Source organism: Vibrio coralliirubri, assembly GCF_024347375.1.
Lineage (GTDB): Bacteria > Pseudomonadota > Gammaproteobacteria > Enterobacterales > Vibrionaceae > Vibrio > Vibrio coralliirubri.
Genome location: NZ_AP025471.1, coordinates 1505766 through 1518891, shown reverse-complemented (window position 1 = coordinate 1518891; position 13126 = coordinate 1505766). Strand labels below are relative to the sequence as shown.

At 46.3% G+C, this 13126-nt stretch carries 14 protein-coding genes; 10 read left to right on the top strand and 4 right to left on the bottom strand.

The window, feature by feature from the left end:
• Positions 1 to 11: 11 nt before the first annotated feature.
• The 4 genes from OCV20_RS23530 to uraH form a co-directional block, all read right to left on the bottom strand.
• Complete coding sequence (locus OCV20_RS23530) at positions 12 to 1373, bottom strand: 8-oxoguanine deaminase (protein ID WP_086774503.1); 1362 nt, start codon at positions 1371 to 1373, stop codon at positions 12 to 14.
• Between the two features lie 175 nt (positions 1374 to 1548).
• Positions 1549 to 3000 carry a nucleobase:cation symporter-2 family protein gene (locus OCV20_RS23525; protein WP_050632524.1) on the bottom strand — a complete coding sequence of 484 codons (1452 nt, stop codon included), beginning with the start codon at positions 2998 to 3000 and terminating at the stop codon, positions 1549 to 1551.
• Positions 3001 to 3218: 218 nt separating this feature from the next.
• Positions 3219 to 4562, bottom strand: coding sequence for an NCS2 family permease (locus tag OCV20_RS23520; RefSeq protein ID WP_048611821.1), 1344 nt, complete (start codon positions 4560 to 4562; stop codon positions 3219 to 3221).
• 246 nt (positions 4563 to 4808) lie between these two features.
• The gene (gene uraH, locus OCV20_RS23515; protein WP_048611819.1) at positions 4809 to 5162 is read right to left on the bottom strand and encodes a hydroxyisourate hydrolase; all 354 of its coding nucleotides are present in this window, start codon (positions 5160 to 5162) and stop codon (positions 4809 to 4811) included.
• 411 nt (positions 5163 to 5573) lie between these two features.
• Here uraH and puuE point away from each other — a divergent pair, with 411 nt between their 5' ends.
• The 10 genes from puuE to OCV20_RS23465 all read left to right on the top strand — a co-directional run bounded on the left by puuE (position 5574) and on the right by OCV20_RS23465 (position 13077).
• On the top strand, positions 5574 to 6509 hold the full coding sequence (puuE, locus tag OCV20_RS23510) for an allantoinase PuuE (RefSeq protein WP_048611817.1): 936 nt from the start codon (positions 5574 to 5576) through the stop codon (positions 6507 to 6509).
• A gap of 22 nt (positions 6510 to 6531) precedes the next feature.
• Entirely contained in the window at positions 6532 to 7047 is a 516-nt protein-coding gene (gene uraD / locus OCV20_RS23505) for a 2-oxo-4-hydroxy-4-carboxy-5-ureidoimidazoline decarboxylase (RefSeq protein WP_048613965.1), read from the top strand.
• A 122-nt stretch (positions 7048 to 7169) separates the two neighbouring features.
• Positions 7170 to 8156: an allantoicase gene (alc, locus tag OCV20_RS23500; RefSeq protein WP_086774502.1), complete on the top strand. Its 987-nt coding sequence runs from the start codon at positions 7170 to 7172 to the stop codon at positions 8154 to 8156.
• A gap of 14 nt (positions 8157 to 8170) precedes the next feature.
• Entirely contained in the window at positions 8171 to 8731 is a 561-nt protein-coding gene (locus tag OCV20_RS23495; protein WP_004732859.1) for an ureidoglycolate lyase, read from the top strand.
• 14 nt (positions 8732 to 8745) lie between these two features.
• Positions 8746 to 10062 carry a urate hydroxylase PuuD gene (locus OCV20_RS23490; RefSeq protein WP_061037654.1) on the top strand — a complete coding sequence of 439 codons (1317 nt, stop codon included), beginning with the start codon at positions 8746 to 8748 and terminating at the stop codon, positions 10060 to 10062.
• A 285-nt stretch (positions 10063 to 10347) separates the two neighbouring features.
• Positions 10348 to 10707: a hypothetical protein gene (locus tag OCV20_RS23485; protein WP_238382777.1), complete on the top strand. Its 360-nt coding sequence runs from the start codon at positions 10348 to 10350 to the stop codon at positions 10705 to 10707.
• Positions 10708 to 10745: 38 nt separating this feature from the next.
• Positions 10746 to 11561 carry a DUF3644 domain-containing protein gene (locus OCV20_RS23480; RefSeq protein WP_238382775.1) on the top strand — a complete coding sequence of 272 codons (816 nt, stop codon included), beginning with the start codon at positions 10746 to 10748 and terminating at the stop codon, positions 11559 to 11561.
• Positions 11562 to 11655: 94 nt separating this feature from the next.
• Entirely contained in the window at positions 11656 to 12252 is a 597-nt protein-coding gene (locus OCV20_RS23475) for a DJ-1/PfpI family protein (RefSeq protein ID WP_086774501.1), read from the top strand.
• 95 nt (positions 12253 to 12347) lie between these two features.
• A complete protein-coding gene (locus OCV20_RS23470; protein WP_017086627.1) occupies positions 12348 to 12587 on the top strand; it encodes a hypothetical protein in 240 nt (79 codons plus the stop codon).
• 16 nt (positions 12588 to 12603) lie between these two features.
• Positions 12604 to 13077 (top strand): GrpB family protein, encoded by a 474-nt coding sequence (locus tag OCV20_RS23465; RefSeq protein WP_086774500.1) that lies wholly within the window; start codon positions 12604 to 12606, stop codon positions 13075 to 13077.
• Positions 13078 to 13126: the final 49 nt, after the last annotated feature.

Here is a 13126-nt window from a genome sequence, read left to right as displayed (position 1 = left end):
ACATCGAAACTCTAGTTATTCATTGCCAGCTTGCCGAGCTTCATCGCCGCGGCGTGGTGGCGGTGCATCAGTTGCTCCATGTCTACGCCGATCACGGCACCATCGTTGACTCGCCATTTTCCGGCTACCATCACTTTATCCGCTTGTTGCGCCCCGCAGAGTAGCAATGCGGCCAGTGGGTCGTGGCTGCCAGAGAAGCGAATATCATCGAGCTTGAACATCGCGATGTCGGCTTGTTTTCCGACTTCTAGTGTACCGATATCCGTCCTACCCATTGCTGTTGCAGAGCCAGACGTTGCCCAGCGCAGTGCGTCAAAGTGTGAAACATTGGCAGAACCATATTGCAGGCGTTGTAGATACATCGCCATGCGCACTTCAGCAATCATGTTGGAGCCGTCATTCGAGGCTGAACCATCCACTCCTAGCCCGACTTTAACGCCAGCGGCTTCAAGATCGTTGTTCTTACAAATGCCGGAAGCCAACATCATGTTGGAAGTTGGGCAGTGGCTGATACCAATGCCTGCTTTACCCAAACGTTTGATCTCTTCTGGATTGAAGTGAATACCATGAGCAAGCCAAGTTCGTTCGTTGAGCCAACCCACATCTTCTAGGTAATCGACAGGGCGTAGGCCAAACTTCTCGATACAGAAGTCTTCTTCATCGAGCGTTTCGCATAAGTGCGTGTGCATCATCACGTTTTCACGTTCGCTGATCTTGGCGGTCTCTTTCATTAGATCGGTTGTGACTGAGAACGGCGAACAAGGCGCGAGTGCGATTTGAATCATCGCCCCTTCATCACGCTGGTGGTAATCACGAATCAAGCGTTGGCTATCGTCGATGATGGTCTGTTCGGTTTGAATGGTGTGTCGTGGCGGTAACCCACCTTCATCTTCCCCTAGGCTCATGGAGCCGCGCGTAAATATCGCTCTCACGCCAAGCTTCTCTGCGGCCTCGACTTGTAAATCGATGGCGTGTTCAAGCCCGTTTGGCAGTAAGTAATGGTGATCTGAGGCGGTGGTACAGCCCGACATCATTAACTCAACCAGCGCCAGCTCTGTAGCTAGGCTCATCATCTCAGAATCGAGGTTGGCCCAAACCGGGTAGAGACTTTGTAGCCAATGGAAGAGTTCTTTATTGAGTGCGCCAGGGTAGGCACGCGTTAGGGTTTGATAGAAGTGGTGGTGCGCATTGATAAGCCCAGGAGTCACAACATGACGAGAGGCGTCGACGCTGTAATCAACGGGTAAGGTCGGTTCTTTGTGTTTACCAACCAATTCAATGACTTTATTACCTTTAATGACAATTCCGCCTTCTGCATCAGCCAGTGAGCCAGTGTAGATTACGAGAGGATTCTTAATCCAGATGGTTTCCATTCATAGTAGTCCTTAGCCATCTCAGCCTTTTCAGGGAAGAGGGTCTTTATTTGGTATTTGTAGTTAAAAGATAAATTCGAATCAGGGGCGTTAAAACGTTCAATGCTCTAATCAGCCCTGATCCTACGGAAATCGGTGTTACGTTAGTCTGAGACTTAGTTAGTTCGAGAACCAGTTAGTTCGCTTTGGGCTCAGGGTTATCTGATGCCGCTTGAACGTCTGTTTCTGTGCTTGCTTGTTGAATCTCCAATTGCTCGTCTGCTTGAAGTGCTTCTTCAGCTTGTTCTTTCATTTCTAGCTCAACTTGCGCTTGGCTTTCGGCTAGCGCTTCTTGCTCTTCTGCTCGTGAAGATTTCGGCAACACAAGGTTCAGCAGTACCGTCATGATAGTGCCTGTAGTGATGCCAGAGTGAAGAAAATTCGCCAAATCATGTGGCAAGTGTTGCAGCAATCTTGGTTCGAAAGTTACAGCTAAACCTGACGCTAAACCAACACAGATTACCAAGGCGTTTCGCTTGGTGTCTGCGGCTTTGATCAACATACGGATACCCGCGTAAGCGATCATACCGAACATCACAAAGCCCACACCACCCAGAACAGGTTTAGGTATTGTGACGGCAATTGCGGCTAATTTCGGGAATAAACCACCTAAAATCAACAAACCACCGGTTGCAGCCACTACATAACGGCTCGCTACACCTGTGATACCCACAATACCGACGTTTTGACTGAATGATGCCAGTGGCATTGCCGTTAAAATTGAAGATAAGGTACTGCCAAGGCCATCGCCTAGAAGGCCTCGTTTTAAATCTTTACCGGATACTTGGGTTTGACAGTTGTTACCGAGTGCCATGAAATCACCCGTTGCTTCGGCGATAACCACGATGTACACCAAGCTCATGCTGATGATGGCACTCGCAGAAAAGGTGAAGCCGTATTTGAAAGGTTCAGGGCCGCCAACCCAAGCGGCAGAGCTGATTTGCTCAAGGTCGACCATGCCGAGCGATAGCGCCACAATGTAACCGCCTGCTAAACCAATCACGATAGCTGAAGCGGCAACCGCGCCTTTACAGTAAACCGAGACGCCAACCACGATGCCCAAAGAGACCAGTGCTAGAAACAGCTTTGGTAGTGTGGCGAATTGTTCCGTGTTGGCAGGGGAGTCTCCGACCCAATTCATGGCAACCGGTAAAATGGTTAAACCGATTAAGGTAACCACCACACCACTTACCACGGTTGGGAATAGCTTCCGAACCTTATCCATATAGAAGCTGGCACCAATCACCACGAACGAGCCGATAAGCGCTGAGCCCATAATAGCGGCGACGCCACCTTCGTTACCAATCGAGATAGCGACACCCAAAAAGGCAAAGCTTGAACCCATCACAACGGGCAGCCGAATACCAACAGGACCAAAACCAAGACATTGAGCGACGGTCACAATACCAGACGCCAATAACGCAGCATTGATCAGCGAGACAATCTCTGTATTAGGTAGGCCGATAGAAGCGCCGACAATAAGGGGAACAGCCACAATGCCACCAATCGAGGCGAGCATGTGTTGCAGTGCGAGTAGGAGGGTTAGCCCATGAGGCGGTCTTTCATTTAGGGTGTACAGAAGTTTCATTTGATATTCCTCTGCCTGCGTTTCCGTTTACAGGCGATTGGCGGTCAAATAATGACTTCTACAAACTGCGTAGGGTCATAAAAAAGGTGTACTAAAGGAACGGATTGCTTGTGCGTTCCGCTGATTAGCACAATTAGCTTTTTCTTAAAAATGTTGTTGTAACCTGTTTCTTGATAGCTCGGCCTGCGAACAGGCCAAGCGATAGTTACGTTGGGTGATTAGCCGATGAACACAAGCTTGGCGATGAAGATAGCCGCTAGGAAGTACATCGAAATTGATACGTCTTTTGTTTTACCTGTCGCCAGTTTCAGTACTGTGTAGGTAATGAAACCCAGTGCGATACCATTCGCGATAGAGAACGTCAGTGGCATCATTAACGCGGTAATGGCTGCAGGTGCACCGTTGGTGAAGTCTTTCCAATCAACGTGCTGCATGCTGCTCATCATCACGAACGCTACGTAAATCAACGCGCCAGAGGTTGCGTAAGCTGGGATCATACCTGCAAGTGGAGATAGGAAAATCGCCGCTAAGAACAACACACCAACTACAATTGCCGATAGGCCAGTTCGTGCGCCTGCTGCAACGCCCGCTGCACTTTCTACGTAACTGGTTACTGGCGGACAACCCACACACGCACCTGCCACACTTGAGATACTGTCGGCTTTCAGTGCTTTGCTAAGACCTTCAATTTTGCCCGTTTCAGGGTTAGTTAGGTTTGCACGCTCTGCCACGCCCATCAAAGTACCTGCGGTATCGAACATGTTTACAAAAAGGAAAGCCAAGATAACGCTGATCATCGAAACATCGAGTGCGCCCATAATGTCCATTTTTAGGAACGTAGGCGCTAAGCTTGGTGGAGCCGCAAAGAAGCCGTTGTAGTGCACTAAGCCAAGCATCATGCCGACCAGAGTTACACTCAAAATGCCGATTAACACCGCACCAAAGACTTTACGCTCACTGAGTACCGCAATGATAAGAAATGCGATAGCAGCAAGCAGCGCCTCTGGTTTAGTAAAGTCACCTAGTGACACCAAAGTCGCAGGGTTTTCGACGACAATACCTGCTGTTTTCAAGCCAATCAGACCCAAGAACAAACCAACGCCCGCTGTCATGGAGTAACGCAAACTCACTGGAATACTTTCAATTATCCATTGGCGGACTTTGTAGAAGCTCATCCCGACGAACAAGATACCGGAGATAAACACCGCACCTAGCGCGACTTCCCAGCTGTAGCCCATTTCGCTTACTACTGTGAACGAGAAGAAGGCGTTCAAGCCCATGCCCGGCGCAAGTCCAACAGGCCAGTTCGCAAATAGCCCCATTAACAAACAACCGATCGCAGCACCAATACAGGTCGCGACGAATACCGCGCCTGAATCCATGCCTGAAGCGGCCATGATTTGTGGGTTAACGAAGATGATGTAAGCCATGGTTGCGAAGGTGGTGACACCACCGACTAACTCATTTTTTACGCTACTTCCGTGGGCCTTAATTTTAAAAAACTTCTCTAAAATTCCGTTGTTCGCATCTTGGTTGAGTATTTCTGTTTTACTCTCACTCATGTCAGCAAGTCCTTTTATGTTGTGATCCATTTATTGAATACAGCGAGATTTCAATATTAAGTTTTAAGGTTTTTTCCTAGCCGTTATTTCTTTAGTTACCTGTTGTTTAGTCATCAACTTCTAACTAATAACGTTGTTAGTATTTTTATATGAGCGTGTTTAGTGAGCGCGCATCATTTTAGATGCACGCACCAATCTGTTTAATATTTGTCGGTTGAGCCTAGTTCGAAGTTCTAGGTCACGGGACTAACTGCCCCGATAGGTTGAGAAACTGTAAGGCGAGACGAGAAGAGGAACGTGGTAGTGCGCGTCTGGATCATCTAGACCAAAGCGAATAACCACATCATCTAGGAAGGGCACGCCATCCAGCTCCACGCCTTTGCTTCTGTAGTAATCGGCGACGTAAAACACCAATTGGTATTTCCCCGGTCGGAAATCATTTCCTGCCAGAATCGGCGCATCGGTTCGGCCATCGGAGTTAGTGAGTACCGTCGCCAGCTTTTCTGTTGAGCCTTCGTTGACCTTATAAAGCTCTACCTTGATTTCTGCACCTGGTAAGCCGTGAGTAGTGTCTAATACGTGTGTTGTTAGTCTTCCCATAGTCCTTTAATAGCGCTTTTGGCGCTCCTCTGTTCCGTGGTTTATCTGTGTAATTCGACCCTGCAAAGAATGCAACTGGTCACTTTGTTATCACTAACTATGTACGAACTGTATACAATTAGTAAAGCGAATTGTTGGAAAAATGTTAACTATTTAGTCGTTTTTTCTGACTTTAAAGATGTGAGTTATTGGTTTTTGGCCGAGGGTTGCATTGTTAAGGTATTGTTTTTAAATGGTTTAAATAAGAAAAATTAACTTAAATAACAAAATCTTTACATTGAGATAAATAATTGTATACAATAAATGTACAGGGGTAAGGTTGCTCAGTTTTTGGAAAATCCATTCACTGATTCATTTTGATGAACCAGTGAAAGAGCGGCTAAGCCAACCACTTATGTTAGGAGTACTTGGATGAATAAGGATTATTCAAGAAATTTGATCGGTTACGGAGCTAACCCTCCAAACCCTCAATGGCCAGGTAATGCGCGCGTCGCGGTTTCTTTTGTATTGAACTATGAAGAGGGCGGTGAGCGTTGTTTGTTACATGGAGACGACGAGTCTGAAGCCTTTCTTTCAGAGATCCCGTCAGCACAGCCGATCAAAGGCGAACGTCACATGAGCATGGAATCCATTTATGAATATGGCAGCCGTGCGGGTGTATGGCGTGTTCTTCGCTTGTTCGATGAATATGAAATCCCACTGACCGTCTTTGCGGTTGCAATGGCGATTGAGCGTCACCCAGATGTTGCCAAAGCCATGGTCGAAGCGGGGCACGAAATCTGTAGCCACGGTTATCGCTGGATAGACTATCAATACATTGATGAGTCAGAAGAGCGCGACCACATGACCAAAGCGATTGAGATCATACAACAAGTGACGGGTCAACGCCCCCAAGGTTGGTATACGGGTCGAACTGGGCCGAATACGCGTCGCTTGGTAGCAGAAGAAGGCGGTTTTCTTTACGACTCCGATGCCTATGATGATGACCTGCCTTATTGGCATACCGAAACCGGTCATCCTCAGCTAGTGATCCCTTACACACTCGATGTAAACGACATGCGTTTTTCAACCGCGCAAGGTTTTAACTCTGGTGAGCAATTCTTCCAATATCTGAAAGACACGTTTGACACCCTTTATATGGAAGGCGAAACCGCACCGAAAATGATGTCGGTTGGGTTGCATTGTCGTCTGATTGGTCGCCCCGGTCGTATTGCTGCATTAAGACGCTTCTTAGATTACGTCAAAGAGCACGACAGTGTGTGGCTATGTCGTCGAATCGATATTGCCAACCACTGGCACCAACATCACCCTTATCAACCGAACAACGTTCATCAACAACAGAAGTAGCAGTGAAGCAAGGAGGCTTAACGTGACTGAATTTCGATCATGCCAACCAACAACCATGGACCGCGATACCTTTGTCGCTCACTTCGCTGATGTTTACGAGCACAGCCCATGGGTTGCAGAAGTGGTGTATGACCAAGGTTTGAATGCCGAAGACGATCATATCGAGAATCTTCATCTGAAAATGGCATCAACCTTGTTAAGTGCAGACCAAGGCAAACAGTTGGCTTTGATCAATGCTCACCCGGATTTAGCCGGTCGAGCAGCAGTAAACGGCGAACTCACCGAGTCGTCGACCAAAGAACAAGCGGGGGCGGGCATTGACCAGTGCAGCGCCGAAGAATTTGAAAAATTCACTTCTTACAACAACAGCTACAAAAGTCGCTTCAATTTCCCTTTTATCATGGCGGTGAAGGGAGCCAATCGTTACCAAATTCTTGAGTCGTTCGAGATGCGATTAGGAAATGATAGTGAAACTGAGTTTGCTACGGCGATTCAAGAGATCAACAAGATCGCGATGTTTCGTCTCTGGGATATGTAAGTTAACGGAGTTAACAGCTATCTCAGCCCAGTCTTAGTGCGCTAAGAGCACGCTTTTAAGCGAATAAGCCACTGAGTTCTCATTTTATTATTACTTGATTAATTGGATAGGATTACACGGACATGACCCAAACATTTGAACAATACATAAACCTTGCAGACGAAAAACTCGGCGCAGAAGCTACCTTCGCAACAGACGATTTTTTCGCAGATAAAAGCCGTCTTCTCAGCCACGCAGCGCCAGAGTGGAAAGACGACTTATACGACGACAACGGTAAGTGGATGGACGGTTGGGAAAGCAGACGTAAACGTGGTGAAGGTTACGACTACTGTGTCGTTCGCCTTGGCCTAGCTGGCACCATTGCTGGCGTTGATATTGATACCTCATTCTTCACAGGTAACTTCCCACCTTCGGCATCAATTGACGCGTGTTATTCACCACAAGGTGAGCCAACTGACTTAACAGAGTGGCAAGAAATTCTGCCTTCAATGGCACTACAAGGTGATCATCATCATCTTGAAGCAATCGAAAGTGACCAAGTATTTACGCACCTACGTTTGAACATCTACCCAGACGGCGGTGTCGCACGCCTACGTGTTTATGGCCGACCAAGTGTGGATTGGGACGCAATAGATTCTCAGCAACAAGTCGACCTAGCATCGGTTGAACACGGTGGCCGAGCACTCGCATGTAGCGACGAGCACTACGGCAACAAAGCCAACATCTTAGGTCCTGGCCGCGGTGAAAACATGGGTGATGGCTGGGAAACAGCACGTCGTCGTACACCGGGTAACGACTGGGTTATCGTGGCACTAGGCCACCCAGGCAACATCGAACGCATCGTTGTTGATACAGCCCATTTCAAAGGTAACTACCCAGACAGCTGCTCAATTCAAGCGGCTTACGTGAAAGGCGGTACCGACGACCAAGTAGAAACACAAAGCCTATTCTGGCGTGAACTGTTGCCAGCACAAAAGCTGCAAGCGCACGAGATTCACGAATTCATTTCTGAGGTAAACGACCTTGGTGCGATTACTCACGTACGTGCAAACATATTCCCAGATGGTGGTATCAGCCGTTTGCGTCTGTTTGGTACGAAAGCGAAATAGGTAAGGAAATGAGTATGAGTAATGGAATACGTCGTTTATCCATCGAGCCGTTAACCAAGCAGGCTTTTGCAGAGTTTGGCGATGTTATCGAGTCCGATAATAGTGATTTCTTCATGATCAACAGTGGATCAACACGTCGATACCACAAGCTAGCGACAACGGATGTGCAAGACCAAGACGGAGAAGCCATCATCAGCATCTTCCAAGCCACACCGTTGAGCTACCCACTGACCATCAAAATGTTAGAGCGTCATCCACTTGGCTCTCAGGCATTCATTCCATTACTTGGTCAACCCTATTTAATTGTTGTTGCGCCAAAAGGCGACGATCCAACATTAGCCAATAGCCGAGCTTTCTTGAGCAACGGTCGTCAAGGAGTGAACTATCACAAAGGGGTGTGGCATCACCCAGTTCTCGCCCTCACCGATCAAGACCAGTTCTTGATCGTCGATAGAGGCGGCGAAGGGCACAACTGTGACGAAGTTTATTTCGACAGCGATCGCGTGGCATTGCATTTGGACGACTTGCCAACGGACGACAATAAGGAAGAGCAACGCTTAGCTAAAGCGTTGTGATACAGGAGTTTATTATGGATCCGCATATTACAGAATGGTTGAACTTAGCAATACGCTGGGCTCACATGATTGTTGGTGTTGCGTGGATAGGCGCATCATTTTACTTTGTTTGGTTAGAGAACAACCTTAACCGAGTTAACCCTAAAACGGGCCTCTCAGGCGACCTATGGGCAATTCACGGCGGTGGTATTTATCACCTAGAGAAGTACAAACTTGCGCCACCAGAGATGCCAGAGCACCTGCACTGGTTCAAATGGGAAGCTTACTTCACGTGGATCACCGGTGTGTGTCTACTGGGTGTAGTTTACTACCTCAACGCTGAGATTTACCTGATTGCACCGGGCTCTGGCCTTGATTCAACAACCGCAATCGCGATTGGTATTGGTTCATTCGTTGCCGGTTGGTTTATCTACGACCTACTGTGTGACTCACCATTAGGTAAAACACCCGTGTTGCTTGGTGTTGTGTTGTTTGTGCTGCTCGTCGCTGCGACGTACGGCCTGACCCAAGTGTTCAGTGGTCGTGGTGCCTACATCCACGTTGGCGCGATCATTGGTACCATCATGGTGGGTAACGTATTCCGCGTTATCATGCCTGCACAGCGCAACTTGGTGAAAGCAATTGAAGAGAAGCGCGAACCAGATCCGGCACTGCCAGCGAAAGGCCTACTGCGTTCTCGTCACAACAACTACATGACACTGCCAGTGCTGTTCATCATGATCAGTAACCACTTCCCAAGCACTTACGGCTCGGAATACAACTGGTTGATCCTTGCTGGTTTAGCGATCTTCAGTATCTTGGTACGTCACTACTTCAACACCCGCCACGGTAGCCAGAAGTTTGCATGGACAATACCAGTAGCAGCACTGGGTATGATCACGCTTGCGTTTGTTACCTCACCTTATGCGAAAAAACAGATGACTCCGGTTGTGCAAGCACCAGTGGTTCAAGAAGTGCAAGTCAGCGCGACTGAATCAGCGACAGAAGAGCTTGCTGCAAACGACACCGCTTCAACGACTAGTTCTCAGGCCGCACCAGCAGACCACGCAATGCAAACTGCTAGCGCAGGCGTCAGCTTTGAAACTATCAACAAAGTCATTCAAGAGCGCTGTTCTGTGTGTCACTCATCAACCCCGAGCCATGCTGCTTTTGCTGCTGCACCTGGTGGTGTGATGTTTGATACCCCAGAAGAGATTAAAGCCAACGTCCCAAGGATTGTTGCTCAAACCGTAACAACCAAGGTGATGCCGCTCGGCAACATGACTCAAATGACCGACGAAGAACGCGCACTGATCGGTACTTGGGTAGAGCAAGGCGCTACGCTTCAATAATGATGTGAATCCTTTACCTAAGAGCATGAGTCTTAGGTGAGGCTTGGGGAGAGTTTGGTTTACGGGCACGCGCCAAACTCATCCCACCCTGTTTCCCCGGTTCTTATAACCGGGGCTTTTTGTTTTTGGACAAAGGAAATGCAGATTTATCATTCAGTTGGTGACTCTATATGCATATGTGAATTAAAGTGTTTTAACAACAGTTTGGCTATATCAAAAGCTATGTTGTGATTAGAAATAAACATAAGTCATTGTGAACATGTGCTTTCCGAAGGGAAAATAGAGATGGTTAGAAAAGGTATGCTTCTTCAGTTACTGGATGAACTCCGAACGCTTGAAGAAAATGGATCCGAATTTACTGCAAGAGAAGTTGCTGAATCTGTTGGCTACAGTGTTAACTCGGTGAATAAGTATTTTAATGAAAAATTAAAAGGTAAGTATGTTACTAAAGTAAGTCGCTCACTTTGGAAATGTAGCGGTATCACGCAACTATCAAATGACCAGTTTTTCTTATTGATGTCTCAGAGTCAAAATACTCAAGGAAAGTCACCCGATGAAGTGTTCTCAAATCAGCTCATTAAAAGAAGTCATGATGCTTTTACTTTAGCTTTGGAGGTCTATAACCGGCCTACGGTAATCGTGTAGAAGCATTTACGATTATGATGGTGAACGCTTGGGAGCTTATGTTGAAATCGGAATTGGCTAAAAGAGACGGAGCATCAAGCATTTTTAAAGATGGTGACTTTAGCATTAGCATTCGTGAAGCTATGTCTAAGCTAATGGACCCTTCTGACAATGTATTTAAGAATTTGGAAACCTTAATAGATTTGCGTGATCAGGCTATTCATCTTTTAATTCCAGAATTACAACCTCAACTATCGCGTTTATTTCAAGCAACGGTTCTTAACTATCAAAAACGGTATAAATTACTAATGGGTAATAGCCCACTAGCTGGTCAAAGTGTGGGTTTGCTTAGTCTTATTGTTGATGGATTTGAGCCTGAAACCGCGGTAATTAAAGAAACTTATGGAGAGCTTACCGCTTGCCAAGTTAAAAGTTTTTTGACGAAATTTACTGAAATTGCGAAAGAGTGTGATTCAGATGAATTTTCTATATCTATAGATTACAAATTGGCATTGACTAAAAAATCGTCAGAAAGTGATTTATCGCTCTCCCTGAGTGACGGCGGTGAGAAAGCAATCATCATTCGAGAGACCAAAGGCCCAGATATCACTCATCCGTATCACCAGAAAACGGCCATTGAAGAAATCAACGCAAGACAAGAGTATGTAAATATTACAAGCCACTCCTTTCAAGCGGTTGTTAAGAAAAACAAAACTCAGAACGCCAAATGTTCAAATTACCATTATGAGTTAGATGGACGACATAGATACTCAGAAGCATTCATTGAATGGTTTGTGAATAATTTACATCAGAAGAATTGGTTGACTGGCGCTTTGAAAAGTTATCGCAATAGGCGTAAGAAAGCGACTGCCTGATGGTAATCTCTTAGGCTAGTATGTTCAGTTCAGGGTTAGTGTACATATAATACTTGAACTGAAATTTCGTTTATTCAAAGAGATAAGGGTAAATATGGATATTGCCATACTAACATTTGATGGATTCAACGAGCTAGATTCTTTCATCGCAGCGGGTATTTTGAATCGAATGAAAGAGTTTGACTGGAATGTGCAGATTACTAGCCCTACAGAATCAGTGACTTCAATGAATGGAGTCACAATCCAATCTCAGCAACCTTTGGAGTTTGCCAATACTGCTGATGCGGTATTGTTTGGAAGTGGCATGTTGACCCGCGATATCGCCCAAGATGATAAATTACTCTCGAGGTTAAGCCTTAACCCACAAACACAATTGATTGGCGGTCAATGCTCAGGGACTTTGTTAATGTCGGTGTTGGGATTGCTGAATCAGGTTCCAGCCTGTACTGATTTAACAACGAAACCATGGGTAATAGAATCCGGCGTGACTGTGTTGGATCAGCCGTTTTATGCGGAAGGTAACATTGCTACAGCGGGTGGCTGTTTGTCGTCCAAATACTTAGCTGCATGGGTTATCTGTAAGCTCGCAGGCCAAGCACATGCCGAAGCTGCAATCCACTATGTTGCGCCAGTTGGTGAGAAAGAAGACTCTGTGAATCATTGCATGTCGATAGTAAGTACTTACGTTTAAATTGATTCATTGCGTGCGCAGTCCTGTATAAGGTTCTTGATATGAATCTCTACCCATGGCATTTTTAGTCCAAATTGACTTTAGTTAGGACAAAAATGGAAGACTTAATAGTCGCGTATTTTAGGGCGTTGAGCTCATTCTTTAGGTATCTGTTTCAGTCGATCTTGATTGAGTTCATTGGTTACGGAGCTGGCTGGATAGTCTGTAAAGTATTCACATTAGGGCGCTTCCCCCCATTGATTCCAACGGAAAAAGAGCGAACCAGAATCTCTTATATCGGAGCTATTAGCATCGTGTTGCTGTTGTTAGCAATTGGTGTGTTCAATAGCTTGTGATTCGGAGTAAGGATATATGAAATTTTACCCCGCGGAACAATACCAAGTGGCTTGCAACGAGCTGTTTGTCCGATACGAACGTGACATCAAAAAGCTAGTCCCTAATGTGAGAGTTGAGCACATAGGCGCATCTTCTATTCCTTTTGCCGTGTCTAAGGGCGATCTAGATATCTTCGTTGGAGTGGAACTTGGCGAACTTGAGGATGTTATAGGGAGACTCACAACACTCGGCTTCAATGAGAAACTCGATACCTTAAGAACACCGGAACTGTGTATGTTGGAATCTACATCCGCTCATGATGTGGCCTTGCAAGTGGTCGCCAATGGTTCTGAGTTCGAATGCTTTCTAAGGTTTCGTGACAAGCTACGTGCGAATCCGGCACTAGTTCAGCAATACAATGCCCTCAAAATGGCTTGTGAAGGTTGGTCGCAAGAAGAGTACCGTGAAAAGAAGTCGGTTTTTATCGAGCATGTGTTGGCTTTGAAATAACGACAAGTTTCAATTGGATATTATTCATCCAAACTCTAACTTTTAGTGC

What these genes read in the sequence shown, in the direction of transcription:
- OCV20_RS23490 (WP_061037654.1), top strand. Translation starts at nt 8,746, where the DNA reads ATGGATCCGCATATTACAGAATGGTTGAACTTAGCAATACGCTGGGCT.
- puuE (WP_048611817.1), top strand. Translation starts at nt 5,574, where the DNA reads ATGAATAAGGATTATTCAAGAAATTTGATCGGTTACGGAGCTAACCCT.
- OCV20_RS23475 (WP_086774501.1), top strand. Translation starts at nt 11,656, where the DNA reads ATGGATATTGCCATACTAACATTTGATGGATTCAACGAGCTAGATTCT.
- alc (WP_086774502.1), top strand. Translation starts at nt 7,170, where the DNA reads ATGACCCAAACATTTGAACAATACATAAACCTTGCAGACGAAAAACTC.
- OCV20_RS23520 (WP_048611821.1), bottom strand. Translation starts at nt 4,562, where the DNA reads ATGAGTGAGAGTAAAACAGAAATACTCAACCAAGATGCGAACAACGGA.
- OCV20_RS23480 (WP_238382775.1), top strand. Translation starts at nt 10,746, where the DNA reads ATGTTGAAATCGGAATTGGCTAAAAGAGACGGAGCATCAAGCATTTTT.
- uraH (WP_048611819.1), bottom strand. Translation starts at nt 5,162, where the DNA reads ATGGGAAGACTAACAACACACGTATTAGACACTACTCACGGCTTACCA.
- OCV20_RS23495 (WP_004732859.1), top strand. Translation starts at nt 8,171, where the DNA reads ATGAGTAATGGAATACGTCGTTTATCCATCGAGCCGTTAACCAAGCAG.
- OCV20_RS23465 (WP_086774500.1), top strand. Translation starts at nt 12,604, where the DNA reads ATGAAATTTTACCCCGCGGAACAATACCAAGTGGCTTGCAACGAGCTG.
- OCV20_RS23525 (WP_050632524.1), bottom strand. Translation starts at nt 3,000, where the DNA reads ATGAAACTTCTGTACACCCTAAATGAAAGACCGCCTCATGGGCTAACC.
- OCV20_RS23485 (WP_238382777.1), top strand. Translation starts at nt 10,348, where the DNA reads ATGGTTAGAAAAGGTATGCTTCTTCAGTTACTGGATGAACTCCGAACG.
- OCV20_RS23530 (WP_086774503.1), bottom strand. Translation starts at nt 1,373, where the DNA reads ATGGAAACCATCTGGATTAAGAATCCTCTCGTAATCTACACTGGCTCA.
- OCV20_RS23470 (WP_017086627.1), top strand. Translation starts at nt 12,348, where the DNA reads ATGGAAGACTTAATAGTCGCGTATTTTAGGGCGTTGAGCTCATTCTTT.